Source organism: Propioniciclava sp. LT294, from assembly GCF_059516005.1.
Window position 1 is genome coordinate 94229 of record NZ_JCAKNG010000002.1, and the last position, 24387, is coordinate 118615.

Sequence of the window (24387 nt, forward strand, 5' to 3'; positions counted from 1 at the left end):
GTAGGATCACCGCATGACCAAGCAGACGTGGACCGCCGCGGTGTCCGCTCTGCTGTTCGTCATCGCAGCTGCCTTCGTGGCGATGTGGCCCGTGGACTTCGTGACGGTTTCCCCGGGGGCCACCCACAACCTCCTGGGCGAACGCGAGGGCGTGCCGGTGGTCTCGGTGGAGGGCGTGGAGACCTTTCCGTCCGACGGCAGGATCCTGGTCACCACCGCCTCGATGACGAGGCCCGACGCACCGGTCAGCCTCCCCGAGGTCCTCTACGCCCATTGGGTGCCCGATCGTGACGTCTACCAGCGCGAGCAGGTCTACCCCACCCGCACCTCCGAGGCCGAGCTCCGGGCGCGCGAGGCGCAGCAGATGGCTGCATCCCAGTCGGGCGCCGCGGCAGCCGCCCTGCGGGCCGCCGGCAACCAGGTCGAGCAGATCCCCATGGTGCAGTCGGTCTCCAGTACCGGACCGGCCGCCGACAAGCTGTTCCCCGGCGACTTCGTGCTGGCCGTCGACGACGTGCCGACGCCCACGGTTGCGGATGCGCGGGCTGCCATCGAGAGCCGGGCGATCGGTCAAGAGGTCCTGTTCCGTATCCTGCGGGATCGCGAGGTGTTGGTCGTCAAGGTGGACACCGCACCGTCCAAGACCAACGTGGGCGTGCCCGTGTGGGGCGGCAACCTGGTCATGGGGTACAGCTACACCCCGCGCGTGCACCTGGCGCTGGACCCCTCCCTGGGTGGGCCGAGCGCGGGCCTGATGATGGCCCTGGCCATCTTCGACACCATCACACCCGGTGACCTCGTGGGGGGTCGCATCATCGCCGGCACCGGCGACATCGACGGGGCAGGCATGATCTCCGGCGTCAGCGGCGTTCGCGAGAAGCTGTCCGGTGCCGAGCGTGACGGGGCGGACGTGTTCTTCGTCCCCGCCGCCAACTGCGCGGACCTGAACAACGTCAGGACCTCGACGCGGCTGGTGAGCGTTTCCACCCTGGAGGACACCATCAACTCCCTCGAAATGTTGGCCGACCCGGCCACCGAAGGACTCGTGAAGGGATGCGCATGACCAACGACGCCCTGGCGGCGGCACTGCTCGAGATCGAGCGCCACGTCACGCACGGGGGCTGGGACCAGCCGGCACGGCTCTTCGCCCTCGTGCCGACGGCAGAACTTCTGGCTGCCGAGCCCTCCTTGGCGGGCCAGTTGCCCCGGCCCGACGGGCTGCCGGAGGGTGCGCTCAGCTCGATCGAGCAGGACGACTTCCACACGGGGGAGGACCTGCTGGAGGACCTCGAGCGCATCATGTGGCCCGACACGGTCCACGGGTGTGCGCTGACCGTCGAGCGGCTCTTCGTCCCCCCGCACGTCGAGGCCACGATCCCCGACGATCCCGAGGAGGCCGCGACCTTCGTCGCGGCCCACCCCGAGCGCCAGGACGTCCGCGTGGTCGTGGGCGTGACACGCGACGGCAGCCGCTACGGGGTCGCCCGCCTCAGGAACAACCCCGACGACCTGCTGGCCGCGGACGACCTCGTTCCCGGGCTGGGTGACGCGTTGGCGCGTACCCTCGCCCCCCAGTGACCGCCAGACCCGAACGTCACCCGACGACACCGACCTAGGAGCCCGCCGACGTGCAAGCACCCACCTCTCCCCGCCGCAGTCCCCTCATGGTGACAGTCGTCATCCTGGCTGTTGCCATCGGGGTGTTCATGCTCGCCGCGAGCCTGTGGACCGAGAAGCTCTGGTTCGACTCCATCGGCTTCACCGGGGTGTTCTGGACGCAACTGGTCGTCCAGGCCGTCCTGTTCGTCATCGGCGCGCTCGTCGTCGGCGGCCTGCTGTGGGGCAACATGGCGCTGGCCTTCCGCTCGCGCCCGCCCCACCGCCGCAGGGGGACGTCGGCGGTCCTCGATCGCTACCGCGACATGCTGGAGCAGAACGCCGTCTTGGCGATGGTCGTCCCGGCGGTGATGTTCGGCTTCATGGCGGGCCTGTCGACCGCGACCCAGACCCTGCCGGTCCTGGCCTGGCTGAACCGGCAGACCTCAGGGGTGATCGAGCCCACCTTCGGCCTGGACATCACGTTCTTCATGCTGGAGTACCCCGTCTGGCGCCTCGTCACGTCCCTGCTGATGAGCGGACTGGTCTTCGCCTTCATCGCGGCGGCCGCCGTCCACTTCGCCGTCGGCAACCTGGCTCCGGGGCAGGGCGACGGACGCAGGGCCACCCAGCCTGCCGTCGTGCACCTCTCGATCCTGGGCGCTGTGGCACTCGTCATCTACGGACTGCAGAACCTGCTCGACCGGTACGCGCTCGTGCTGGAACAGGGCACGCTCTACACCGGTCTCCACTTCACCGATGCGAATGCGCGGATGGACGCCAAGCTCGTCGTCGCCGTCATCGCGTTCCTCGTGGCGGCGCTGTTCGTGGTCAACATCTTCTGGCGGCGGACGATCGTGCCCGGCACCGGGGTGGTGCTGATGCTGGTGTCCAGCCTCGTCCTGTCGATGATCTACCCGTGGATCGTGCAGACGTTCCAGGTGCGCCCGAACGAGCCGGACCGTGAGAACGACTACATCGCCGCCCACCTGGAGGCCACCAAGGCGGCCTACGGCATCGCCGGGACCGAGATCACCGAGTACGAGGCGGTCACCCAGGTGGCGCCGGGCCAGCTCAAGGAGGATGCCGCGGCCCTGCCCGGCATCCGCCTGATGGATCCGCAGGTGATCGGCCCGACGTTCGACCAGCTCCAACAGGTGCGCGGCTACTACGCGTTCCCGGGGATCCTGGACATCGACCGGTACACGATCGACGGCCAGGAGACGGACGTCGTGGTGGCGGCCCGCGAGCTGAACCAGGCCAACATCCCGGATCCGAACTGGAACAACCTCCACACGGTCTACACGCACGGGCACGGCTTCGTGTCGTCCTACGGCAACCGCCGCCAGGGCAACGGCGAGCCCGTCTGGATCACCCGTGACATCCCCCCGATCGGCAAGATCGAGGAGGCGCAGTCCCGCATCTACTACGGTGAGCAGTCCAACAACTTCGCGATCGTCGGGCGCCTGCCGGACCAGGCACCCATCGAGCTGGATTCTCCCGGTGGCGCCCAGGGTGGCGGCGAGCAGTACAACGAGTACGACGGCTCGGGTGGCGTGCCCATGGGCGATCCGGTGCGACGCCTGCTGTACGCGACCCGCTTCGCCGACATCAACATCCTGTTGTCGGACCGCGTCAACGCGAACTCGAAGATCCTGTACGACCGGACGCCCAAGGAGCGCGTCGAGAAGGTGGCCCCCTGGCTGACGGTCGACAGCAACACCTATCCGGCCATCGTCGAGGGACGCCTGGTCTGGATCGTGGATGCGTACACCACGTCCGCCACGTACCCCAACAGCCAGCGCGTCCTGTTGCGCGACGCGACGTCCACGACGCAGACGACGGCACTCGGTGCCCAGCTCGACCAGCCGATCAACTACATGCGCAACTCCGTCAAGGCGGTCGTGGACGCCTACGACGGCACCGTGAAGCTGTACGCCTGGGACGAGTCGGACCCGCTGCTGCGCACCTGGGAGACGGCCTTCCCGGGCGCGGTGACCCCGCGGTCCCAGATCAGCGAGGACCTGATGGACCACCTCCGCTACCCCGAGGACCTCTTCAAGGTGCAGCGCGAGATCCTGGGTCGCTACCACGTCGGCAACCCCCGCGTCTGGTACAACGGCACCGACCTGTGGCAGGTGCCGGTCGACCCGGTGCAGAGCAACGAGCGGCAGAAGGAACCGACCTATTACCTGTCGATCAAGTGGCCCGGCGATCCCCACCCGATCTTCAGCCAGACGGCTGTCTTCGTGCCGCAGAACCGTCAGAACCTGGCCGGTTACCTGGCCGTCAACGCGGACGCCGCGAGCCCTGACTACGGCAAGCTGCGGATCCTGCGCATGTCCGACCGCCGCCAGATCGACGGCCCCGGCCAGACCCAGAACGCGATCACCCAGAACCCGGACGTCGCCGAGCGCCTGCTGCCCTACACGCAGACCCGAGGGTCGGCATCCATCAAGTACGGCAACCTGCTGACGCTCCCCATGGGCAACGGCCTCCTGTACGTGGAGCCCATCTACACCGAGCGGACCGGCAACGCGGGTGCCTACCCGGCGCTGACGTTCGTCGTGGTCCGTTTCGGTGAGCACGTCGGCATCGGCAGCACGCTCCAGGAGGCCCTCGATCGTGTCTTCGTGGGCGATGCAGGCGCGGACACCGGCGAACTCCCGGTGACCGAGCCCACCCCGGGTCAGGCCCCAGCCCCCGGCCAGGCTCCGGCGCCCGGGGGGACCCCGGCGCCCGGCCAGACCCCGGCCCCGGGCGAGCCCACGACCCCGACCGGAGTGGTCGACGAGGCCGCGGCCATCGCCGCGCTCACGAGGGCCGACGAGGCGTTCGACGCGGCCGATGCCGCGCTGCGCAGGGGCGACCTCGCGGGCTACCAGACGCACCTGGACCAGGCCAAGGCCGCAACCGAGGAGGCCATGCGGGCTCTGGGCCGCTGACCCCCGTGGTGCCCCGCGCCGGCCGGCGCGGGGCCCGGTCCATCAGATCCAGCTGCCGACGGGCACGATGATCGGGTCCCAGCCGGCCGACCGTACCGGTCCCTCCAGGATCCCTGCGTCGCCGACGACCACGAGCGCTCCGCCGTTGGCGTCGAAGAGGTCGGCGGCCGCCGCCGATGCGCTGGCCGGCGTGACCTTGCGGTAGGCCGCGAGCTGGGAGTCGATGGCGTCCGCGCCCATTCCGGCACCGAGCAGGCTCAGGACACCCAGGGTCACCCCCGTCGCCGTGGCGTACCGCAGGGGAGTGGTCCCGACGATGTAGTCGCGGGCGCGGTCCACCTCGTCCTTCGTGATGGGATTGGCCGCCACGTCCAGCAACGACGGCATCAGGGACAGCGCCTCGCCCACCACCTCGTTGCGGAACGAGCCGTGGGTGTAGGAGTAACCACCGCTGCGCATGGGGGAGTTGAGCAGGCTGACGCCGTAGGTGAAACCCTTCTCCTCACGCAGGACACGGTTGAGGCGGCTGAGGTAGGCCCCGCCGAGCGCGTTCGTCGCGATCTGGAGGTCCGCCCAGCGGGGGTCACGCCGGTCGATGGTGAACCAGCCGCGACGAATGTCGGCCTGCACCGACCCCGGCCGGTCGATGAGCCACGCCGCTCCGGCGCGGGCCGTGGGTACCTCGTGGGTGCTGCGTTCCTGGGCGGGGCACTCCCAGGCGCTGAAGATGTCGATGACGTCGTCGAGGACGCCGTGGTCGTAGTCACCCGACATGACCAGGACGGCACCTTGTGGGCCGTTGGTCGCGTGGTGGTAGGCCCGGACATCCGCTCCCGTCACCTCGCCGAGGACCCCGGGCATCCCGACCCTGCTGCGCGATGCCCGGAAGGACTCGTCGATCAGCGCCCGGCGCAGGGCGTGGTTGGCCCGACCGGAGCCCGTCGCGAGTTGCTGCTCCAATTGGGCCGCCTGGAGCCGGCGGTGCCGCTCGACGTCCGCGTCGGCCAATCGGGGTTCCATCACGGCTTCGGCCAGCAGCCGGATCGCGGTGCGCAGGTGCGCGCCGGGGACGTCGACCAGGACGTGGACGTGGCTGTAGCCGACGGTGGCCTCCAGCACGGCGCCGGACGCCTCCACGGCTTCGGCGAAGGAGGTGCCCGGGTGTGTGAGCGTGCCCTCGGCGAGCGTGCTGGCCGTGAGCATGGACACACCCTCCCGGTCGTCCGGCTCACTGCTCAGCGGCACGTCCAGCAGCAGGCCGACGGATACGACGTACTGGCCGGGCAGGTGGTGCAGGATGACGCGGAGCCCGTTGTTGAGCAGGAAGGTGCGCCCTCGCGGGAACGACCAAGGGCCGGGGCGCCGGATCCTCGGACGCTTCGGCAGCGTGACCACTACTCGCCTCCCAACGGTCCGCGTCGGTACTCCAGTACGGCCCGCGCGTCGGGGTCCAGCCACTGCTGGGCGGCCTCGCGGACCTCGTCGGCGCCGATGCTGGTGTAGTCGACGATGCGCATGTTGACCCGGGCCGGGTCGTCGAACATGGTGGCATGGCCGCTCAGCAGGTCCGCCCGCGACTCCAGACGTGAGCACTCACCCAGCCACTCCCGCTCGAACTGGACGCGGACGCGCTGCAGTTCGGGCTCGGTCGGGCCCTCCTCGCAGAAGCGGGCGACCTCCTCGCACAGGGCGGCCTCGATCGCGGCGAGGTCCTGGCCCTCGAGCGCGCGTGCGTACGCCATGGCGAGCGAGTTGCCGCGGAGCAGGGGGATCGATGAGGAGCCGGCGCCCGAACAGGTGGCATCGGTGCGCACGAGGCGGTGGTAGAGCCGTGACGTCTCGCTGCCACCGAGCACGGTGAGGGCGATGTCGACCGCGTCGGCCTCGCGCGATCCGCGCGCCGGCGTCCGCCACTGGACGTAGACCATGTCGGCCGGCACCGGGGCCGAGGTGACCCGACGCGGGAGACCCTCGTGCGGGGGCAGGGCGGCGACGTCGACCCGCTCGGGAACGGGCCGGCCGCGGAGCTTGCCGAAGTACTTCCGGGCCTTGGCGACCCCGTCCTCGGGCGTCACGTCCCCCACCAGGGTCAGGACGGCGTTGCCGGGGGAGTACCACGTGGCGAAGAACCGGTGGGCGTCGGCGAGGGAGGCGGCGTCCAGGTCGTCCATCGACCCGATGACCGTGTGCCCGTACGGGTGACCGGAGGGGAACGCCAGCGCCAGCAGGTGGTCGATGGTGTCGCCGTAAGGGGCGTTGTCGTAACGCTGGCGCTTCTCCTCCTTGACGACCTCGCGTTGCGTGTCGAAGTTCTCCTGGGTGAGCGCAGGCAGCAGGTTGGCCATGCGGTCGGCCTCCAACCACAGGGCGAGGTCGAGGACGCCGGTCGGCACGGCCTCGAAGTAGTTGGTCCGGTCGAACCAGGTCGTCGCGTTGCCGGTGGCCCCCGACGCCTGCAGCGTGTCGAAGTGCTCGCCGGACGCCACGTGCTCCGACCCCTGGAACATCACGTGCTCGAACAGGTGGGCCAGGCCCGTGCGGCCGGGCTCCTCGTCGCGGGAGCCGACGTCGTACCAGAGGTTCACCGCCACGAAGGGGACGGCGTGGTCAGGGTTCACGATCACGCGCAGCCCGTTGGCGAGCGTTTCGGCGTGGATCGGGTACCCGAGTGGAACAGCAGTGGTCACCAGCCCATCCAAGCACAAGGGAGCGATCCGTCCGGGTTCTGCCGGGCAAGGAAAGGGCCCGGCCCCCATCGGGGACCGGGCCTTCACGTGGTAGCGGGGAGGGGATTTGAACCCCTGACCTCTAGGTTATGAGCCTAGCGAGCTACCGAGCTGCTCCACCCCGCGTCGTTGTTGCTTGGACTAGATTACCGCAACCCTCGGCCAATCCCAAATCCGGGTCTGTGTGTGCGGTGCAGTAGGCTTGCCGCGCTCGCAGGTGGCGGCGATCCGGAGGAAGCAAATGGCCAAGTCAGTGTTCGGGCGGACGCCCCGACGTCGTGCGCTCGGAGCGGTGGTGGCTGCGATGGCAGTCGTGCTCACGGCGTGCACCGGTGGCGGTGCCACGCAATCCCCAGCCACGCCGCAGGCGCCGGCCAGTCAGCCCGCCGGAGCGGTGCGCACGCTGGTGATCGGTGCGACGGCCGAGCCGGCCACCCTGGATCCCACGGCCACGGACGCCGCGGCCCCGGCGCAGGCGCTGCTCTACAACGCCTACGAGACGCTGGTGAGGCTGGACGCCGAGGGGCAGCTCAAGCCTCTGCTCGCCCAGGCCTGGAACGTCACGGACGACGGACTGACCTACACCTTCACCCTCAACCCCTTGGCGAAGTTCGCGGACGGCTCGCCCATCACGGCTGACGCGGTGGTCAAGAACGTCGACCGGATCCGGACGGGGGAGACCGCGCCCAAGCTCAAGCGGCAGATGGCGGACGTCGTGAAGGCGGAGGCCCTCGATCCCGCCACGGTGGCCATCACGCTCGCCAAGCCGAACGTGTTCTGGCTCTACGACATGGCCGGTGCGGCCGGCATCGTGATGAATCCCGCGGGCTTCACCGACGCGGGGTCGAGGACGGCGGGTTCCGGGCCGCTCGTCCTTCGCGCATGGCTGCCCGGCGACAGCATCACCCTGGCGCGCAACACCGCCTACTGGGGTACCCCCGTCCGTTTCGACGAGGTCACGTTCCGCTACTTCCGCGACCCGAACGCGATGACGGCGGCCATGCTGACCGACCAGCTCGACATCATCTCGAACCTGCAGGCCCCGGAGACGGTGGCCCAGTTCTCCGACCCCTCCCGCTTCACGGTGATCGAGGGTCTCACCGAGGGCGAGGTGACGATGGGGATCAACAACGGGTACGTGATGCCCGATCCGTCGGCCGGCTACGTGCAAGGTACCGGCAACCCCGCGCTGCAGGACGTCCGGGTGCGGCGCGCGATCACGCAGGCCATCGACAAGAAGGCGCTGGTCGAGACCGTGTGGGGTGGCAAGGGAACCCCCATCGGGTCGATGGCGACTCCCTTGAACTCCTATTACGAGGACCTGACCGGCCTGTACCCGTACAACCCGGAGGAGTCCAAGCGCCTGCTCGCCGAGGCGGGGCACCCCACCCTGACCCTCCGGCTGCAGCCCGCCGCGCTCCCGTACGCGAGCAAGGCCGCCCAGTTCGTCGCCTCCCAACTCGGCGCGGTGGGCATCAACGCGCAGGTCGAGGAGCTCCAGTTCCCGGCGCGCTGGGTGGACACGGTGTTGACCAAGGCCGACTACGACCTCACGATCGTCGCCCACGTCGAGCCGCGCGACGTCGCGACCTTCGCCAACCCGGCCTACTACTGGCGCTACAACAACCCCGCGGTGCAGCAGGAGGTGGCCGCGGCGGCGGCGAGCACGCTGGAGGGGTACCCGGCGCACCTGCGGACTGCCGCGAGGCTCATCGCCGAGGACGCCGCGGCCGTGTGGCTGTTCAGCCTGCCGAACCTCGTCGTCACCAAGGCCGGGGTCACCGGTGTGCCGAAGAACGCCAACAGCGCGCTCGCGTTCGACGTCACGACGATCGCCAAGGCCTAGTCGTCGGTGGCCCGCCAAGTGCTGGCGCGGCTGGGCATCTTCGCGCTGAGCCTGGCCCTCGCCTCCGGGGTGATCTTCCTGATCACCCAAGCGCTGCCGGGGGACGTGGCCGCCGTCATCCTGGGCCGGGGCGCGACGCCGGAGCAGTTGGCCGCCAAGCGGGCCCAGCTGGGGACCGACCGGCCCTTCCCCATCCAGTACGTGGACTGGGTGACGGGCATGCTCACCGGCGACTTCGGTCGCTCGTGGCTGTCGGGGCTGCCCGTCCGCACACTGATCGAGCCCCGCATCGGGGTCACCGTCTCGCTGGTCGTGGGCGGGCTCCTGCTGGCCGTGCTGATCGCCCTGCCCCTCGGCGCGATCGCAGCGCTGAAGCGTCGCCGGTGGCCCGGCTTCGCCACGTCCGCCGCCGCCCAGATGGGGATGGCGGTCCCCGCGTTCTGGGCCGGCATCCTGTTGGTGTTCGTGTTCAGCGTCACCCTGGGCTGGTTGCCGGCCAACGGGTACGTCCCGCTGGGGCGTGATCCACTGCAGTGGGCGAGCCACCTCGTCCTGCCGGTTCTCGCGCTGGGCATGGTCCAGGCGGCCGTGCTCATCCGCTACGTCCGCTCGGCCTTCCTCGAGGTCCTCGCCGAGGACTACTACCGCACCGCCCGCTCCATCGGGTGGACGCGCTGGCGGGCGCTCGCGCGCCATGGCGTCCGGAACGCCGCACTCTCCCTCGTGACCGTCCTCGGGCTGCAGTTGGCGGCCCTCATCGTCGGCGCGATCGTCATCGAACGGGTGTTCGTCCTCCCCGGACTGGGATCCCTGCTCCTCGACATGGTGAGCCAGAACGACCTCGCGGTGGTCCGTGGCGTGGTCATGCTGTTGGTGCTGGCCGTGTTGGCCATCAACGCGCTGGTGGACATCAGCTACGTGTTCATCGATCCGCGCCTGCGAACCCGGGAGGCGTCGTGAAGCGGGCCGAACTCTGGGTCGGGCTGGTCCTCGTCGCCGGCGTCGTGGGGCTGGCACTGCTGTCGTTCGCCTGGACGCCGTTCAACGCGACCGCCGTGGGATCGGCCCCCCGCCTGCTGCCGCCGGGGTGGCCGCACCTGCTGGGCACCGACCACATGGGCATCGACATCCTCAGCCGCATCCTCGTCGGCGCTCGTTCGGCCCTCTACGTCGGCATCATCGCGGTCGGGATCGCGGCGCTGGGCGGCGTCCCGCTCGGGATCCTCGCCGCCTGGTTGCCCCGGTGGCCCGCGGAGGCCGCGATGCGCGCCGTGGACGTGGCCTACGCGTTCCCGGCGCTGCTGCTGGCGATCCTGTTGGCCGGGGTGTTCGGGGCCTCCACCGAGACGGCGATGATCGCGATCGGCATCGCCACGATCCCGGCGTTCATCCGCGTCACGAGGGCGGGCACCCTGTCCGTCCTGGCCTCGGACTACGTGCTGGCGGCGCGGGCGTCCGGCACGCCCCTGCCGGCCATTGCCGTGCGCCACGTCCTGCCGAACATCGGCCACCTGATCGGCGTGCAGGCGTCGGTCAGCTTCGCCATGGCGATCCTGGCCGAGGCGGCGCTCTCCTACCTGGGTCTGGGCACCCCCCCGACCGTCCCTTCGTGGGGGCGCATGCTCGGCGACGCGCAGACATACCTGTTCAGCCAGCCGCTCCAGGCCCTGTGGCCCGGTCTGGCGATCGCCGTGGCGGTGCTCGGGTTCAACCTCGTCGGCGACGGGTTGCGTGACTTCCTGGATCCGAAGCTGCAGGAGGTCTCGTGAGCGAGCTCCTGCAGGTCCGCGACCTCACGATCGCGTTCGGCAAGAAGCCGCCCGTGGTGAAGGGGCTGGACCTCGACCTCGGCGCCGGGCAGAGGCTCGGCATCATCGGGGAGTCCGGCTCCGGCAAGACCGTGACGGCCCTCGCCGTGATGGGGCTCCTGCCCGACAACGCACGGGTGAGCGGCTCGATCAAGCTCTCGGGCCAGGAGCTCATCGGCCTGACCGACCGCGAGCTGGCCCCGCTGCGGGGCGACCGGATGGGCATGATCTTCCAGGAGCCCATGACCGCGCTCGACCCGACCATGATGGCCGGACGCCAGATCGCCGAGGCGTTCCGCCTCCACCGGGACCCCAATGCCGGGCGCGCACGCACGGCCGTCCTCGCGGTGCTGGAAGCCGTGGGGTTCACCGACCCCGCGCGCGTCGCCGACAGCTATCCCCACCAACTCTCCGGCGGACAGCGCCAACGGGTGGTCACCGCGATGGCGCTGGTCAACCGCCCGGACCTGGTGATCTGCGACGAGCCCACCACCGCCCTGGACGTCACCGTGCAGGCCACCGTCCTCCGAGTCCTTGACGAGGCGCTGGACGCCGTGGGCGCCAGTTGCCTGTTCATCAGCCACGACCTGGCGGTGGTCTCCCAGCTGTGCTCCGACGTGCTGGTGATGCTCGACGGCGAGGTGGTCGAGCGGGGGAGCGTCGAGCAGGTCTTCGCCCGACCCCACCACCCGTACGCTGCGGGGCTCGTGGCCACCGCGCGCCTCGACCTGCTGGAGCCCGGCACGCGCCTGCCCACGGTGGCGGAGTACATGCGGGGGGCCCGATGACCGCCTCGGGACCCATCTTCGAGGTCGACCACCTCACGCGCGTCCACACGACGGGACGCCGCAAGGTCGTCGCGCTGGACGCCGTCAGCCTCACGGTCGCTCCCGGGCAGCGGCTCGGCATCGTGGGGGAGTCCGGCTCCGGCAAGTCCACCCTCGTCCGCCTCATGGCGGGCCTCGACAGGCCGACCTCGGGCACCGTCCGGTTCGACGGACGCCCCGTGTCCGGTGTTCCGGAGCGCGACCTCGGCTTCCTCCGCGCCGCCGTCCAGTTCGTCTTCCAGGACCCACGCAGCTCGCTCAACCCACGCATGAGGGTGGGCGACATCGTCGCCGAGCCACTGCGCAGCCCCCGCGTCCGACGCGAACTCGGCGCGGTCGACCAACGCAGGCGTGTGGCGCAGGTGCTGGACGCCGTGGGCCTGCCCGCGGACGCCGCCGGCCGTTTCCCGCACGAGTTCTCCGGCGGCCAACGGCAGCGCATCGCCATCGCCCGCGCCCTGGCCCCCAACCCGCGTGTCCTGATCGCCGACGAGGCGGTCTCCGCCCTGGACGTCTCCGTCCGCGCGACCGTCCTGAACCTCCTCATGGGCCTGGTCGACGACCTCGGCCTCACCCTGCTGTTCGTCAGCCACGATCTGTCCGTCGTCCGCCACGTCTGCCCGGACGCCGTCGTCCTGCAGGGGGGGAAAATCGTCGAGGCGGGCACCACCGCCCAGCTGTTCACGGCACCGGAACACCCCTACACCGCCCGACTGGTGGCCGCGATCCCCACGATCCGCATCAGAACGTAGAATGCCCCGGGTGAAGGCGCTCCTCCTCGAGAACATCCACCCCTCCGGCATCCGGCTCCTCCAAGAGCGTGGTTACGAGGTTGAGGCGGTGTCGAGCGCGCTGGGTGAGGACGACCTCATCGCCGCCCTCGACGGTGTCGACCTGCTCGGGATCCGTTCCAACACGCAGCTCACCGCGAAGGTCATCGACTCCGCCCCGCAGCTGCGTGCGGTCGGAGCGTTCTGCATCGGCACCAACCAGATCGCCCTGGACGACGCGACCCAGCGCGGGCTGGCCGTGTTCAACGCCCCCTACAGCAACACCCGCTCGGTGGTGGAGCTGGCGATCGGCGAGATCATCGCCATGGCGCGCCACCTCACCGACCACAACGCCCGCATGCACGCCGGGGAGTGGGTGAAGTCGGCCAAGGGGTCGCACGAGGTCCGGGGGCGCTCGCTCGGCATCGTGGGGTACGGCAACATCGGTTCGCAGCTGTCGGTGGTGGCCGAGTCGCTCGGCATGCGCGTGTTCTTCTACGACATCGTCGACCGGCTCGCCCTGGGCAACGCCCGTCGCATGGGCTCGCTGGAGCAACTGCTGGCCGAGGCCGAGACCATCACGCTCCACGTGGACGGCCGGGCCGCCAACCGCGGCATCTGGGGCGACCGCGAGTTCGGCATGATGCGCCCCCGGTCGCTCTTCCTGAACCTCTCGCGCGGCTTCGTCGTCGACACGCACGCGCTCAAGCGGCACCTCGACTCGGGTCACATCGCCGGCGCGGCGATCGACGTGTTCGAGAGCGAGCCCAAGAAGAACGGGCCGGGCTGGGAGCACCCGCTGCGCGGCACCCCGAACGTCATCCTCACCCCGCACGTCGCCGGTTCGACCGAGGAGGCCCAGGAGAACATCGGGCACTTCGTGGCCAACAAGCTGGCCGACTTCGTCGAGAACGGGTCCACCGTGCTGTCGGTGAACCTCCCGGCCGTCCAGGCCCAGCAACCCCACGCGCGACGGATCATGCACCTGCACCGGAACGTCCCGGGCGTGCTGGCCACGATCAACACGATCCTGGCCGAGCACGGCACCAACATCGAGGGCCAGACGCTGGCCACCCGCGGCCAGACCGGTTACGTCGTGCTCGACATCGCGGGCGAGGTGTCGGACGCCGTCATGGAGGCGCTCAAGGCGATGCCCGAGGCCATCCGCGTCGAGGTGCGCTGAACCACGGGTCAGGCGTGCGTGGTGGCGTCGATCCGCGCCAGGAAGCGCAGCACGGCAGGCTGCCACGTGGCGTCCGCGGCGCCGTCGGCGACGAGCTCACGCCAGGTGGCCAGCACGTGTGCCTGGATCTCGACGACCGCCTCGGGCGCGACCACCGGAGAATCGGCGAACAGCGCGGCGGTGAACTCCAGCACGTCCGTCTCGGTGACGTCCCCGGGTGTGATGCGCCCCATCGCGTACAGCGCTGCCGGGATGCAGTTCACGCTGTGCTGCTTGATGTACAGGACGGTCTCGGCGATCTCGACCGCGCCCGCGAAGAGTGGGGCATCGAGCGCGGACGCGGTGGCCGGGTCGGCCCCCAGTTCCCGGTGCGTGCGCCGGTAGAACGTCCAGGTGAGCACGACGATCATGATGTGCAGGCTGGGCACGCAGAGCAGGTGCGGGTCGAACGCGTGGATCGCCAGGAATCGGCCCTTGAGGTAGCGCGGACGCCTGGTGGTGGACATGGTCCGGGAGTAGACGCCGGAGGACTCCTGGTAGCACTGCCTGATCAGCCCGAGGAACTCCACGGCGACGCGTCGCTGGGCCCGCCCGCCGTACCGGCGGCGGATGTCACCGAGCGGGCGGATCCAGAAGGCGATGAAGTCCAGGTACGCACCGATCCGGTCGGGCACGAACGGGACGCGCTCGTCCAGCGGGTGGTCGACGTCCACGACGGGCACCGTCCGGAACCCGAGGCGCACCGAGAACTGGAGCGCGAAGAACTCGGTGAGGACCGTCCTGACGAACGCCGCCGTCGCCGGGAGCGCGTCGGGGTGGCTGAGGACCTGCGCGGCGACCACCGGCACCGGCGTCCGCCCGGACATCCGCGGGGTCAGGGGAGTGTGTCCAACTCGGTGGTGGGCTCGATGGGCGCCAGCGCGCCGGCGACCGCCTCGTGCAGACGGCCGTTGGTGGCCAGTGCACCGGGCCCGGCGACGCCGTCGACGCCGTCGATGTTGGTGAACCGGCCACCGGCCTCGCGGACGATCACGTCGAGGGCGGCCATGTCGTGCAGGGCCAGGTCGGGCTCGGTGGCGATGTCGACGGCACCCTCGGCGACGAGCATGTAGCTCCAGAAGTCCCCGTAGGCCCGGGTGCGCCAGCACTCGCGCATGAGGTCGACGAAACCCTGTCCGCGACCGGAGTCGACCCAGCCGTGGATCGATGAGTAGGACAGGGACGCGTCCTCGACATCGTCCACCGCCGAGACCTGCAGGCGCTGCGCGCTGGAGAGGGACTTGCCGGTGTAGGCGCCTCCGCCCTCGGAGGCCCACCAGCGGCGCTGCAGCGCGGGCGCCGAGACGAGGCCGACCACGACGCGGTCGCCCTCCATCAGGGCGATGAGGGTGGCCCACACGGGGACACCGCGGACGAAGTTGCGGGTGCCGTCGATCGGGTCGATCACCCAGCGGCGCGGCCCCCAGCCGGTGTCCTCGCGCTCCTCACCGTGCACGGCGTCGCGTGGCCGGGCCCGCTTGAGGGTGGCGCGCAGGGCGTCCTCGACGGCGAGGTCGGCGTCCGTCACCTCCGTGAGGTCGGGCTTGCTGGTCACGGTCAGGTCCTGGGCCTTGAAGCGGCTCAGGGTGATCGTGTCGGCGGTGTCGGCAAGGACGTGGGCGAGGCGCACGTCGTCGACGTAGGAGGCGTCCGGCATGTCTCCCACCCTAGTAGTCAGCGCCGAGCAGGGCTCGAACGGCTCATTCCCAGGAGGCCGGGCTGGTCCAGACCTTCTCCATGCGGCGGAAGGACTCCAACCGCTCGAGGCGCAGGCGGCCCTCGGCGACGGCGGCGTCCAAGGCGCACTCGGGTGCGGTCGACTCGTGGCGACACCCGCGCGGGCAGGCCTCGACGATCGCGGCGAGGTCGTCGAACGCGGCGAGGATCGACTCCGTTGTCACGTGCGACAGCCCGAACGACCGGACGCCGGGGGTGTCGATCACCCAGCCACCGGGCTCGGGCAGCTCCAGGGCGATGGCCGAGGTCGACGTGTGGCGTCCGCGGCCCGTGACCTCGTTCACCAGGCCCGTGGCGCGGTGGGCGTCGGGGATGAGCGCGTTGACCAGCGTGGACTTGCCGACTCCGGAGTGCCCGACGAAGACGGTGCGATGGCCGGCCAGCAGTTGCCGCAGACGGGTGAGGTCGGCGCCCGGCTGGACGACGATCGCGTCCACGTCCAGACCGTCGTAGGCGGCCAGGAGGTCGTCGGGGGAAGCGAGGTCGGCCTTGGTCAGCACGAGGATCGGCGCCAGGCCGGCGTCGAAGGCACCCACGAGGATGCGGTCGATCATGCCCATCCGGGGCGGGGGGTCGGCCAGCGCGGTGACGATCGCGAGCTGGTCGGCGTTGGCCACGATGGGCCGCTCGAACGGGTCGTTGTCGTCGGCCGTGCGCCGCAGGACCGTCTCCCGCTCCAGGACCTCGACGATGCGCGCCAGGGTGCCCTGCATGCCGGAGGTGTCGCCCACGACGCGGACGCGGTCGCCGACGATCACGCCCTTGCGGCCGAGCTGGCGTGACTTGGTGGCCAGCACCCGCCGGTGGCCGTCCCCGTTGTCGAGGTCGACCGAGTAGCGCCCCCGGTCGACGGTGATGACGAGGCCGACCTCGGCGTCGGAGTAGTCGGGGCGGTCCTTGGTGCGGGGGCGTGTCCGGCGCTGCGGCCGCCCGAAACCGTAGTGTTCGTCACGCTCGAGCGCGCGACGGCTCACGGTTGCACCAGATCCGCCCACAGGGCCGCGAAGTCCGCCATGGTCTTGGTGGTCGCCCCCACGTCGTCGAGTTCGACGCCCGGCACGGCCAGCCCCAGGACGGCCCCGGCGTGCGCCATCCGGTGGTCGGCGTATGTGCGCCACAGGCCCCCCGCCAGCGGGCGCGGTGCGATGGCCAGCCCGTCCGCGGTCTGCCGGACGCCGGCGCCGCGCGCGGAAAGCTCGGTCTCCAGCGCAGCCAGGCGATCGGTCTCGTGACCGCGCACGTGGGCGACGCCGCGGATGCTCCCGGGGCCGTCGGCGATCGCCAGCAGCGCGGCGGCGATGCAGGTGAGCTCGCTGGCGTCGGTGAGGTCGAGGTCGGCGCCCCTGACCCGTCCGGTGCCCGAGACCGTGACGAAGCCGTCGGTGCGCGTGACGATGCCACCCAATGCGTCCAGCACGCCGAGGATGGTCTCGCCGGCCTGGAGCGTGTGCTGCGGCCACGCCACCGTGACCGCACCGTTGGTCGGGAGGGCCGCGGCCAGGAACACCGCCGCGTTCACCAGGTCGGGCTCGATCGTCTCGTCCCGGGCGGCGATGGTGCCGGGGCGCACGCGCCACGATGTCTGGCCCACCTCTTCGGCGTCCACACCGCGATCGCGCAGCATGGCCAGGGTGAGGCCGATGTGGGGTCGGGACGGGACGGTCAGGCCGCGGTGGTGGAGCGTGAGGCCCTCCTCGAACCGGGCGGCCGACAGCACGAGGCCCGACACGAACTGGCTCGAACCGGACGCGTCGATGGTCGCCTCTCCGCCCCGGACCGACCCGGTGCCGTGGACGGTGAACGGCAGCGACCGGCCGTCGATGCGGACGCCGGCCTGCGCCAGGCCGTCCAGCAGCGGGGCGACGGGCCGGGCCTCGGCCTCGGGGTCGCCGGTGAAGGGGGTCGGGCCGTCGGCCAGTGCGGCCAGGGGCGGGACGAAGCGCATGATGGTGCCGGCGAGCCCCACGTCCACGGCTCCGGCGGAGAACCGTTCCGGGGGAGTGACGGTGACCGAGCCGTCCTCGTGGTCGGTGTACGTCACGCCGAGGGACGCCAACGCCGTCCTCATGAGGCGGGTGTCCCGGGCATCCAGCGCCCCGACCAGGCGCGACGGACCATCGGCCAGCGCCGCGAGCACGTGGGCGCGCGCCGTGGCCGACTTGGAACCCGGTACGACCACGGAGCCACGCACCGGACGGTCCGGGGTGGGAGCGACCCAGGCGATCACGCGACGACCGCGCACATCACGCGAGGGCACCCTCGATGCTCCTGCGGGCGGCCCTTGCCTGCAGTTGGGCTTCCCGCCTGAGGCGCTTCACGTCTTTCGTGAGGAGCTTGGCGGCGTGCCCCGTCTCGTGGGAGACGACCTTGGATGCACGGCCCGCCCCACGGGCGACGGTCCGCTGCGCGCGCTCGGCCTCGCGGGCCAGGCGCTTGCGGCTGTCGGCCACGCGCCACAGGAGGCTCGGCTGGCCGGCGGTGTCCTGCGACACGACGAGTGCGGCACCCAGGAGGGCGAGGTTGCGCAGGAGCTGGCTGCGCACGGCATTCCTCTCGTTCTCGGAGGCACCACCGGGGTTGGCCGCCATCACGTGCGGCAGCAACGAGGCGGCGGCCAGGTAGCCGGCGCCGCGGCGTCCGATGCCGGTCGCCATGCCGAGACCGCCGAGCACGGAGGCGGCGCCGTTGAGGCGGATGAGCGTGTCGGGATCCTCGGGCATGTAGGCGGCCGCCTCGGGAGGGAGCGATCGCTGGGCCAGCGGGACGAAGCGCTGCGCGATGGGCTCGGCAACGGGGGCGAACTGGGCCGGATCCCTCACCGCCTTGGCGCCTTGGACGATGAAGTAGCCGCCCAGCAGCAGACGACCGATTCCGCGCACGACATTCATGCATCATTCCTACCACGGCGGCCGGGCCACGGGAACAAAGCCCGGCGACGCGGTGTTGTCCCGGTATGGCCAGCACCGAGACACCGACTCTCCCGGTAAAGCGCCTCCACCCGCCCGTCGGGGCGGCGGTACTCTCGTACGTGATGAACCTGCCGAGAATCGATGCGACCCCTGAGGTCGACGTCGCCACCGAGACATCCGAGGAGCGTGCCGCCCGCTTCGAGCGAGACGCGCTGCCCTTCATCGACCAGTTGTACGGAGCCGCGCTGCGGATGGCCCGCAACCCCGCCGATGCCGAGGACGTGGTCCAGGAGGCGTACGCGAAGGCGTTCGCGTCCTTCCACCAGTTCAAGCCGGGCACCAACCTGAAGGCGTGGCTGTACCGCATCCTCACGAACACCTACATCAACAGCTACCGGAAGAAGCAGCGCCAGCCGAAGGAGGGCTTCGGGGACGACGTCGAGGACTGGCAGCTGGCGGCGGCCGAGAAGCACACCTCGACGGGCCTGCGGTCCGCCGAGATGGAGGCGCTGGACCGGATGCCCGACTCGGTGGTCACCGAGGCGATGAACGAGCTCGCACCCGACTTCCGCATGGCGGTCTACCTCGCCGACGTCGAAGGCTTCTCCTACAAGGAGATCGCCGAGATCATGGGGACCCCCATCGGCACCGTCATGTCGCGCCTCAACCGCGGCCGGACGCAGCTGCGGGCCAAGCTCGCCGACCACGCCGCCTCGCTCGGCATCGGGACGGAGGGGCGCGATGCGTGAGGTCGACTGCCGCTTCGTGGCGGAGCGGGTGAACCAGTTCCTGGACGGTGAGCTGAGCGAGCGCGAGGCGGACGAGCTCCGCCACCACATCGACGTGTGCGCCCACTGTTTGGACGAGACCGACCTCCTGGACGCCCTGAAGCGGCTGATCCGTCGTGCCTGCGCCTGCCCGCCCGCGCCGGAGACCCTGCGCCTGCGTGTCGTGACCCAGATCCACACGGTGCGCTACACGATCATCCATGACCCGGCTCCCGGGCAGGCGTAGGGTTCTCGATTGGGCCGCGCACGGCGTCCGTGGCAGAATGGACCGTCGCGCCGCCCGGCGCACCGACGCAGAGGAGATCCATCATGGGTAAGACCGGTCGCAAGCGCCGCGCGCGCAAGAAGAACAAGGCGAACCACGGCAAGCGCCCCAACGCCTGAGTCCTTCGACCAGCACCGAGAGCCTCCACCACGCGGTGGGGGCTTTTCGTTTGCCGTGCGTGGGCCCCCGAGCGCCCGTTCCGTGCATGGGAAGAATACGATGGCGGACATGCTCATGTTGACCGAGGTGGTGGCCCAGCACAGCGACCTGTCGGCCGACGACACGTTGTGGCTGTCCGGGCTCGTGGACCAGTGGGACGTGCTGGCCGACCTCTCGTTCAGCGACCTGATCCTGTGGGTGCCGGACCAGGACCCCAACGTCTTCTGGGCGGCTGCGCAGTTCCGTCCCACGACGGGGCCGACCGCGCTCGAGGACGACGTGGTGGGCGAGGAGATCGCCTACGACCCGGAGAGCCTCGTCACCGAGGCGTACCTCTCGCGCGAGATCTGCGAGACCAGCGGCAACAAGCTCCACGCGGGGATCCCGGTGGACATCCACGCCGTCCCGATCGTGCGTCACGGCACCGTGATCGGCGTCGTCGAGATGCACACCAACCGGATGGGCATCCGTGCGCCGGGCGCCTTGGAGGACACCTACCTCGAGACCGCCCAGATCATCATGGACATGCTGCTCACGGCGACGTTCCCGATGCCCGGTGACAAGCCCGTCCCGTGGGAGAGCCCGCGCGTGGGCGATGGCTCCCTCCGTCTCGATCGCAACGGCATCATCACCTGGGCGAGCCCCAATGCGATGAGCGCCTTCCGGCGGCTGGGGTGGGCCGGCGACCTCCTGGGAGAGGATCTGAGGGTGATCGCCAACGGTCTGGCCGAGGTGCGGCGCGAACCGGTCGACCAGGTCGCGGCTCCCCTGCTGGTGGCCAACCGGGCCCGTGAGCACGCGCTGGAGACCCGTCAGGGGACGGTGCGCCTGCGCTCACAGCCGCTGCACCGCGAGGGCGAGAACGTCGGCTGGCTCGTGACCTGTCGCGACATCACCGACCTGCGCAACCGCGAGCGGGAACTGGTCACGAAGGACGCGACCATCCGTGAGATCCACCACCGCGTCAAGAACAACCTTCAGACGGTTGCCGCGCTCCTGCGACTGCAGGCCCGACGCACGACCTCCACCGAGGCGTCCAGCGCCCTGGCCGATGCCCAGAAGCGCGTCGGGGCCATCGCCGTCGTCCACGAGATCCTCTCGAAGGGGTTCGACGAGGCCGTCCGTTTCGACGAGGTCGCAGACCGGCTGATGACGATGGTGCGGGACGTCGCCACCTCCCGCAGCAAGGTCGCCATGACCCGCGTGGGGAGCTTCGGCAGCATCCCCGCCGACGTCGCCACGAACCTCTCGCTCGTCTTCACCGAGGTCGTCCAGAACGCACTCGAGCACGGCCTCGCGGACGCCCCGGGCGAGGTGATCGTGCGCCCGTCCCAGCGTGACGGCGTCCTGCGGGTCGACGTGGAGAACGACGGTGAGGACCTCCCGGCCCACTTCACGCTCGAGCAGTCCCGCTCGCTCGGGCTGTCCATCGTGACGACCCTCGTCGCCGACCTGGACGGCACGTTCGAGATGGAGCCCCGCGAGGAGGGCGGCGGGACGCGCGCCAAGATCACCATCCCGCTCGCACCGGCGGCCGAGCGCTGAGCGCGGGCCCCACGGCGATCAGTCAGTGAGGGCGCGGCACGCCCATGTGGTTGCGGATGGCCAGCGCCGCCGCCCCCCGGGCCCACTCGTCATCGCCGACGGCGTCCACGACCACGGCCGGTGCCGGCAGGTGGTCCGGCACCATGCTGGCCACGGCCCGCACGATCCGGTCCTCCCGTCCGGCCAGCAGGGGAGCGCCCTCACCGGCCACCAGCAGGACCTCCGGCGCGGTGATGGCCGCCACGGTGCCGGCGACCTGGCCCACCGCGTCCGCGACCTCGTCGAGCAGCTGGGCGAGGGCCTCGTCGTGCTCGGCGCTGCCCGGGAGCTCGGCGAACTCCGCCAGAGCCACGCGATGGCCGAGCAGGGCTGCGAGTCGGTGGGCCAGCACCTCGCCGTGGAGGACCTCGCCCACCTGGCGCCCGCCGGCGAGGAAGAGGGGGCCGACCATGCCCGCAGCCCCGGCCCGTCCGCGGACGAGGCCGTCCCGGGCGACCAGCCCGACCCCGACGCCGGCCCCGATCGTGACGACGGCGAACTCCGTCGCCTCGCGCCCGACCCCGAACCAGTGTTCGGACACGGTGAAGGCGTTCACGTCGTTGTCGATGGTGGTGGCCAGGCCGGTCTCGGCCTCGAGGAGCGCGGCGAGGTCGACCGGGTCCTCCCAGCCGAGGAACCGGGCCCCCCGGACCAGGCCGTCCCGGCCCACGGTGGCGCCGAGTGCGACGCCCAGCGCATTGGGACGGACACGACCCGCGGTCAGCTCGTCGATCAAGGTGCTCGCGGCCGCCGTCACGTCCTGCGGCGAGAGGTGGTCCCCCGTGCAGGAGGTCTTGGCCAGGATCGTGCCGCGCAGGTCGGTGAGGACGGCGTGCATGCCCTCGTGGGAGATCTTCAGGCCCACGAAGGTCGCGCTGTCAGCGGCGATGTCGAGGGGGAGGGCGGGACGCCCCGTACTGCGCTCGACCGGCTCACGCTCCACCAGCAACCCGGCCTGGACCATGGGCTTGGTGAGACGGGTCACGCTGGCCGAGGACAGGCCGAGGTCACGTCCGAGGTCGGACCGCGAGATGGGCCCCCGTCTCAGGACGGTGAGTGCCACTCGCTGGCTGGTCGGGTCGAGCGACCACCGATGGGGCATGTGCCCTGAACCCCCAATCCACCGCCCCGGCCCCCTGAGGCGTTGATCTGGCGCGTGCGTCAGCTACGAACGCGCGCCCGCGCGTTGCGCCGCTTCATCGCGCGGCGCTCGTCCTCGGAAAGACCACCCCAGACACCGTGGTCCTGGCCCGCTTCGAGAGCCCACTGAAGGCAATCCGTGCGCACCTCGCAGCGCGCGCAGACCTTCTTGGCCTCAGCGATCTGCATGATGGCCGGGCCAGTGTTCCCCACGGGGAAGAACAATTCCGGGTCCTCGGTCAGGCATGCAGCCCGATGGCGCCAGTCCATGCGGCAACCACTCCTTGTGATGGGAAAATGACGTTTGGCCGCAGCCCGTCACGTGACCGGGCATGCCCGTCTACCTTGCCAACTTGTCGGTCCGAAAACAAGGGGGCGCGGCCGGAGGTGGGCCGAATTGGTGCGAGCCTCTAGAATCGCGGCCGTGTCAGAGTCTGCTCCCACTCGTCCGGTCGGTGTCCTCCTGGCTGCCCTCGCCACGTCGGGTCTGGCCCTCTTCTCCATCGTGATGGCCGGATTGTCCCTGGCCGAGGGCCACGGATCGTTCAGCGGTGGGGTGGGGCTCGCCCTGGGGCTGTGGGGGCTGCTGGTCGGCGCGGGCGCGTTCTTCCTGCTGCGCGGGTCCCGTTGGGCGCGCGGCCCGGTGGTGGCCGCCGGGCTCCTGCACGTGTTCGCCTACGGCCAACTCGCGATGAACAACGCCCCGCTGGCCTGGCTCGGCGCCGCGGCCGGGCTCGTCGCGGTCATCGGACTCGTGCTGCCCGCGAGCACCGCGTGGCTCACCGGGCGGCGCTGAGCTCGATCCCACCGGCGGAGGCACGCGTCGTGCTGATCCCCGGCGACGTGAACCCGCGGTCCGCGTAGGCCCGCTCCAGCGACTCCGTGAAGGCTTCCAGGCGGGCCGCCGGCAGCAGTGCGATGACGGTCCCGCCGAAGCCGCCACCCGTCATGCGCGAGCCGAGGGCACCTTCGGACAGTGCGACCTCCACCGCCAGGTCGACCGTGGGCACGGTGATCTCGTAGTCGTCGCGCATCGACGCGTGGGAGGAGGTGAGCAACGCGCCGAAGGTCGTCCAGTCGCCGGCGGCCAGGGCGTCCACGGCCGCGAGGACGCGCGCGTTCTCGGTCACGACGTGCCGGACGCGGCGAACGAGTTCGTCGTCGTCGAGCCGTGCCAGGGCGCTCGGCAGGTCGCGTTCGTCGATGTCCCGCAGGGCACGGACGCCGAGGGCGTCCACCGCCCGGGTGCAGGCGGAGCGGCGCTGGGCGTAGTGGCCGTCCGCCAGGACGTGCGGGCTGCGGGTGTCGACCAGCGCCAGGACGAGGTCATCCGGCAGCGCGAACGGCACCTGTCGGGTCTCCAGCGTGCGGCAGTCCAGGAGGAGGGCGTGGTCGGTGGTGCACCACAGGCTGGCCCGCTGGTCCATGGGGCCGGTGGGGATGCCCAGGAAACCGTTCTCGGCGGACTGGGCGACCTCGGCGAGTTCCTGGGGCGACAGCCCGAAGCCACCCAGCGCGTCCAACGCCAGTGTCGTGGCGCACTCGATGGCCGCGGAGCTGGAGAGGCCCCCGCCGAGGGGGACGGCGCTGTCGAGGGTGAGATCCACCCCGCCGACGTCGTGTCCGCGCTCGCGCAGGGCCCACACCACGCCGGCCACGTACCCCCACCAGGCACGAGGCCCGGGGGAGAGGTCGGCGAGGTCGACGGACTCGCCCAGTTGGGCCGACGAGACACGGACGCCGCCGCCGGCGGCCGGAACGGCGCGCACGCGCGCGACCTGCCCCAAGGCGATGGGAAGGACGAAGCCGTCGTTGTAGTCGGTGTGCTCGCCGATCAGGTTGACCCGGCCCGGTGAGACACCGAGTGCTCCGTCATTCGAACTCGTCATCGTCATCCTCCAGTCGTGCCAGCCACGTGGCGAGGCGCTCGACCGGTACCTCGAACTCGGGGTTCAGGTCGACGAATGTGCGCAGTTGTTCGGCGAGCCAGGCGAGCGTCACCTCAGTGTCGCCGCGCCTGGCCTCGAGTTCCTCGATGCCGCGGTCGGTGAAGTACACCGTTCGA

At 70.8% G+C, this 24387-nt stretch carries 25 protein-coding genes and 1 tRNA gene; 14 read left to right on the forward strand and 12 right to left on the reverse strand.

The genetic code is table 11. From position 1 onward, the window contains the following. The first annotated feature begins 13 nt into the window (after positions 1–13). The 3 genes from AC5YDA_RS03020 (at position 14) to AC5YDA_RS03030 (ending at position 4541) form a co-directional block, all read left to right on the forward strand. On the forward strand, positions 14–1063 hold the full coding sequence (locus tag AC5YDA_RS03020) for a YlbL family protein (RefSeq protein WP_496188822.1): 1050 nt from the start codon (positions 14–16) through the stop codon (positions 1061–1063). Next, a complete protein-coding gene (locus AC5YDA_RS03025; RefSeq protein WP_496188821.1) occupies positions 1060–1578 on the forward strand; it encodes a PPA1309 family protein in 519 nt (172 codons plus the stop codon). The genes AC5YDA_RS03020 and AC5YDA_RS03025 overlap by 4 nt, the downstream gene beginning before the upstream one ends. An 86-nt stretch (positions 1579–1664) precedes the next feature. After that, entirely contained in the window at positions 1665–4541 is a 2877-nt protein-coding gene (locus AC5YDA_RS03030) for a UPF0182 family membrane protein (RefSeq protein ID WP_496188820.1), read from the forward strand. 42 nt (positions 4542–4583) lie between these two features. Here AC5YDA_RS03030 and AC5YDA_RS03035 read toward each other — a convergent pair whose 3' ends face one another. The 3 genes from AC5YDA_RS03035 to AC5YDA_RS03045 form a co-directional block, all read right to left on the reverse strand. After that, positions 4584–5936 (reverse strand): M16 family metallopeptidase, encoded by a 1353-nt coding sequence (locus AC5YDA_RS03035; protein WP_496188811.1) that lies wholly within the window; start codon positions 5934–5936, stop codon positions 4584–4586. Further along, complete coding sequence (locus AC5YDA_RS03040; protein ID WP_496188810.1) at positions 5936–7228, reverse strand: M16 family metallopeptidase; 1293 nt, start codon at positions 7226–7228, stop codon at positions 5936–5938. Before AC5YDA_RS03040 ends, AC5YDA_RS03035 begins: the two co-directional genes overlap by 1 nt. A gap of 88 nt (positions 7229–7316) precedes the next feature. Further along, positions 7317–7393: transfer RNA gene (locus tag AC5YDA_RS03045), tRNA-Met, on the reverse strand. Between the two features lie 115 nt (positions 7394–7508). Here AC5YDA_RS03045 and AC5YDA_RS03050 point away from each other — a divergent pair. From AC5YDA_RS03050 to serA, 6 genes are read left to right on the forward strand one after another with little or no spacing between them, the layout of a single operon-like run. Continuing rightward, on the forward strand, positions 7509–9113 hold the full coding sequence (locus AC5YDA_RS03050; RefSeq protein ID WP_496188809.1) for an ABC transporter substrate-binding protein: 1605 nt from the start codon (positions 7509–7511) through the stop codon (positions 9111–9113). Between the two features lie 6 nt (positions 9114–9119). Beyond that, entirely contained in the window at positions 9120–10073 is a 954-nt protein-coding gene (locus AC5YDA_RS03055; RefSeq protein WP_496188808.1) for an ABC transporter permease, read from the forward strand. Beyond that, positions 10070–10882: an ABC transporter permease gene (locus tag AC5YDA_RS03060; protein WP_496188807.1), complete on the forward strand. Its 813-nt coding sequence runs from the start codon at positions 10070–10072 to the stop codon at positions 10880–10882. The genes AC5YDA_RS03055 and AC5YDA_RS03060 overlap by 4 nt, the downstream gene beginning before the upstream one ends. Next, a complete protein-coding gene (locus tag AC5YDA_RS03065; RefSeq protein ID WP_496188806.1) occupies positions 10879–11709 on the forward strand; it encodes an ABC transporter ATP-binding protein in 831 nt (276 codons plus the stop codon). The genes AC5YDA_RS03060 and AC5YDA_RS03065 overlap by 4 nt, the downstream gene beginning before the upstream one ends. Further along, positions 11706–12500: an ABC transporter ATP-binding protein gene (locus tag AC5YDA_RS03070; protein ID WP_496188805.1), complete on the forward strand. Its 795-nt coding sequence runs from the start codon at positions 11706–11708 to the stop codon at positions 12498–12500. Before AC5YDA_RS03065 ends, AC5YDA_RS03070 begins: the two co-directional genes overlap by 4 nt. 10 nt (positions 12501–12510) lie before the next feature. After that, the gene (gene serA, locus AC5YDA_RS03075; RefSeq protein WP_496188804.1) at positions 12511–13701 is read left to right on the forward strand and encodes a phosphoglycerate dehydrogenase; all 1191 of its coding nucleotides are present in this window, start codon (positions 12511–12513) and stop codon (positions 13699–13701) included. 8 nt (positions 13702–13709) lie between these two features. Here serA and AC5YDA_RS03080 read toward each other — a convergent pair whose 3' ends face one another. The 5 genes from AC5YDA_RS03080 to AC5YDA_RS03100 are packed head-to-tail and all read right to left on the reverse strand — an operon-like array spanning position 13710 to position 18365. Then, the gene (locus AC5YDA_RS03080) at positions 13710–14567 is read right to left on the reverse strand and encodes a hypothetical protein (protein WP_496188803.1); all 858 of its coding nucleotides are present in this window, start codon (positions 14565–14567) and stop codon (positions 13710–13712) included. Between the two features lie 8 nt (positions 14568–14575). Then, positions 14576–15397, reverse strand: a complete 822-nt coding sequence (locus tag AC5YDA_RS03085; RefSeq protein ID WP_496188802.1) for an inositol monophosphatase family protein — start codon at positions 15395–15397, stop codon at positions 14576–14578. A 43-nt stretch (positions 15398–15440) separates the two neighbouring features. Then, the gene (rsgA, locus tag AC5YDA_RS03090; protein ID WP_496188801.1) at positions 15441–16451 is read right to left on the reverse strand and encodes a ribosome small subunit-dependent GTPase A; all 1011 of its coding nucleotides are present in this window, start codon (positions 16449–16451) and stop codon (positions 15441–15443) included. Next, positions 16448–17734, reverse strand: coding sequence for a 3-phosphoshikimate 1-carboxyvinyltransferase (gene aroA, locus AC5YDA_RS03095; protein WP_496188800.1), 1287 nt, complete (start codon positions 17732–17734; stop codon positions 16448–16450). Before aroA ends, rsgA begins: the two co-directional genes overlap by 4 nt. After that, a complete protein-coding gene (locus AC5YDA_RS03100) occupies positions 17721–18365 on the reverse strand; it encodes a DoxX family protein (RefSeq protein ID WP_496188799.1) in 645 nt (214 codons plus the stop codon). Before AC5YDA_RS03100 ends, aroA begins: the two co-directional genes overlap by 14 nt. 143 nt (positions 18366–18508) lie before the next feature. On the opposite strand from AC5YDA_RS03100, the gene AC5YDA_RS03105 reads away from it, so the two are divergent. From AC5YDA_RS03105 to AC5YDA_RS03120, 4 genes are all read left to right on the forward strand, one after another. Beyond that, the gene (locus AC5YDA_RS03105) at positions 18509–19135 is read left to right on the forward strand and encodes a sigma-70 family RNA polymerase sigma factor (protein WP_496188798.1); all 627 of its coding nucleotides are present in this window, start codon (positions 18509–18511) and stop codon (positions 19133–19135) included. Further along, the gene (gene rsrA / locus AC5YDA_RS03110) at positions 19128–19400 is read left to right on the forward strand and encodes a mycothiol system anti-sigma-R factor (RefSeq protein WP_496188797.1); all 273 of its coding nucleotides are present in this window, start codon (positions 19128–19130) and stop codon (positions 19398–19400) included. Before AC5YDA_RS03105 ends, rsrA begins: the two co-directional genes overlap by 8 nt. Positions 19401–19483: 83 nt before the next feature. Further along, positions 19484–19558, forward strand: a complete 75-nt coding sequence (locus AC5YDA_RS03115) for a 50S ribosomal protein bL37 (protein ID WP_372727394.1) — start codon at positions 19484–19486, stop codon at positions 19556–19558. A 109-nt stretch (positions 19559–19667) separates the two neighbouring features. Continuing rightward, on the forward strand, positions 19668–21143 hold the full coding sequence (locus AC5YDA_RS03120; RefSeq protein ID WP_496188796.1) for a sensor histidine kinase: 1476 nt from the start codon (positions 19668–19670) through the stop codon (positions 21141–21143). 22 nt (positions 21144–21165) lie between these two features. On the opposite strand, the gene AC5YDA_RS03125 is transcribed toward AC5YDA_RS03120, so the two are convergent. Together AC5YDA_RS03125 and AC5YDA_RS03130 are read right to left on the reverse strand one after the other, a co-directional pair. After that, positions 21166–22284: an ROK family protein gene (locus AC5YDA_RS03125; RefSeq protein ID WP_496188795.1), complete on the reverse strand. Its 1119-nt coding sequence runs from the start codon at positions 22282–22284 to the stop codon at positions 21166–21168. A gap of 59 nt (positions 22285–22343) precedes the next feature. Continuing rightward, positions 22344–22592: a WhiB family transcriptional regulator gene (locus AC5YDA_RS03130; protein WP_496188794.1), complete on the reverse strand. Its 249-nt coding sequence runs from the start codon at positions 22590–22592 to the stop codon at positions 22344–22346. A 154-nt stretch (positions 22593–22746) separates the two neighbouring features. Here AC5YDA_RS03130 and AC5YDA_RS03135 point away from each other — a divergent pair, with 154 nt between their 5' ends. Then, positions 22747–23118, forward strand: a complete 372-nt coding sequence (locus AC5YDA_RS03135) for a hypothetical protein (RefSeq protein WP_496188793.1) — start codon at positions 22747–22749, stop codon at positions 23116–23118. Here the strand turns inward: AC5YDA_RS03135 and galK are convergent. Beyond that, complete coding sequence (gene galK / locus AC5YDA_RS03140) at positions 23102–24211, reverse strand: galactokinase (protein ID WP_496188792.1); 1110 nt, start codon at positions 24209–24211, stop codon at positions 23102–23104. The genes AC5YDA_RS03135 and galK overlap by 17 nt on opposite strands. Continuing rightward, entirely contained in the window at positions 24195–24380 is a 186-nt protein-coding gene (locus tag AC5YDA_RS03145; protein WP_496188791.1) for a DUF6104 family protein, read from the reverse strand. The genes galK and AC5YDA_RS03145 overlap by 17 nt, the downstream gene beginning before the upstream one ends. Positions 24381–24387 lie beyond the last annotated feature (7 nt).

Excerpts from the sequence above, each read along its gene's own strand:
- AC5YDA_RS03025 (WP_496188821.1), top strand. The coding sequence starts at position 1,060 with ATGACCAACGACGCCCTGGCGGCGGCACTGCTCGAGATCGAGCGCCAC.
- AC5YDA_RS03020 (WP_496188822.1), top strand. The coding sequence starts at position 14 with ATGACCAAGCAGACGTGGACCGCCGCGGTGTCCGCTCTGCTGTTCGTC.
- galK (WP_496188792.1), bottom strand. The coding sequence starts at position 24,211 with ATGACGAGTTCGAATGACGGAGCACTCGGTGTCTCACCGGGCCGGGTC.
- AC5YDA_RS03100 (WP_496188799.1), bottom strand. The coding sequence starts at position 18,365 with ATGAATGTCGTGCGCGGAATCGGTCGTCTGCTGCTGGGCGGCTACTTC.
- rsrA (WP_496188797.1), top strand. The coding sequence starts at position 19,128 with ATGCGTGAGGTCGACTGCCGCTTCGTGGCGGAGCGGGTGAACCAGTTC.
- AC5YDA_RS03080 (WP_496188803.1), bottom strand. The coding sequence starts at position 14,567 with ATGTCCGGGCGGACGCCGGTGCCGGTGGTCGCCGCGCAGGTCCTCAGC.
- AC5YDA_RS03050 (WP_496188809.1), top strand. The coding sequence starts at position 7,509 with ATGGCCAAGTCAGTGTTCGGGCGGACGCCCCGACGTCGTGCGCTCGGA.
- AC5YDA_RS03130 (WP_496188794.1), bottom strand. The coding sequence starts at position 22,592 with ATGGACTGGCGCCATCGGGCTGCATGCCTGACCGAGGACCCGGAATTG.
- AC5YDA_RS03030 (WP_496188820.1), top strand. The coding sequence starts at position 1,665 with ATGGTGACAGTCGTCATCCTGGCTGTTGCCATCGGGGTGTTCATGCTC.
- AC5YDA_RS03105 (WP_496188798.1), top strand. The coding sequence starts at position 18,509 with ATGAACCTGCCGAGAATCGATGCGACCCCTGAGGTCGACGTCGCCACC.
- AC5YDA_RS03120 (WP_496188796.1), top strand. The coding sequence starts at position 19,668 with ATGCTCATGTTGACCGAGGTGGTGGCCCAGCACAGCGACCTGTCGGCC.
- AC5YDA_RS03125 (WP_496188795.1), bottom strand. The coding sequence starts at position 22,284 with ATGCCCCATCGGTGGTCGCTCGACCCGACCAGCCAGCGAGTGGCACTC.
- AC5YDA_RS03085 (WP_496188802.1), bottom strand. The coding sequence starts at position 15,397 with ATGCCGGACGCCTCCTACGTCGACGACGTGCGCCTCGCCCACGTCCTT.
- AC5YDA_RS03070 (WP_496188805.1), top strand. The coding sequence starts at position 11,706 with ATGACCGCCTCGGGACCCATCTTCGAGGTCGACCACCTCACGCGCGTC.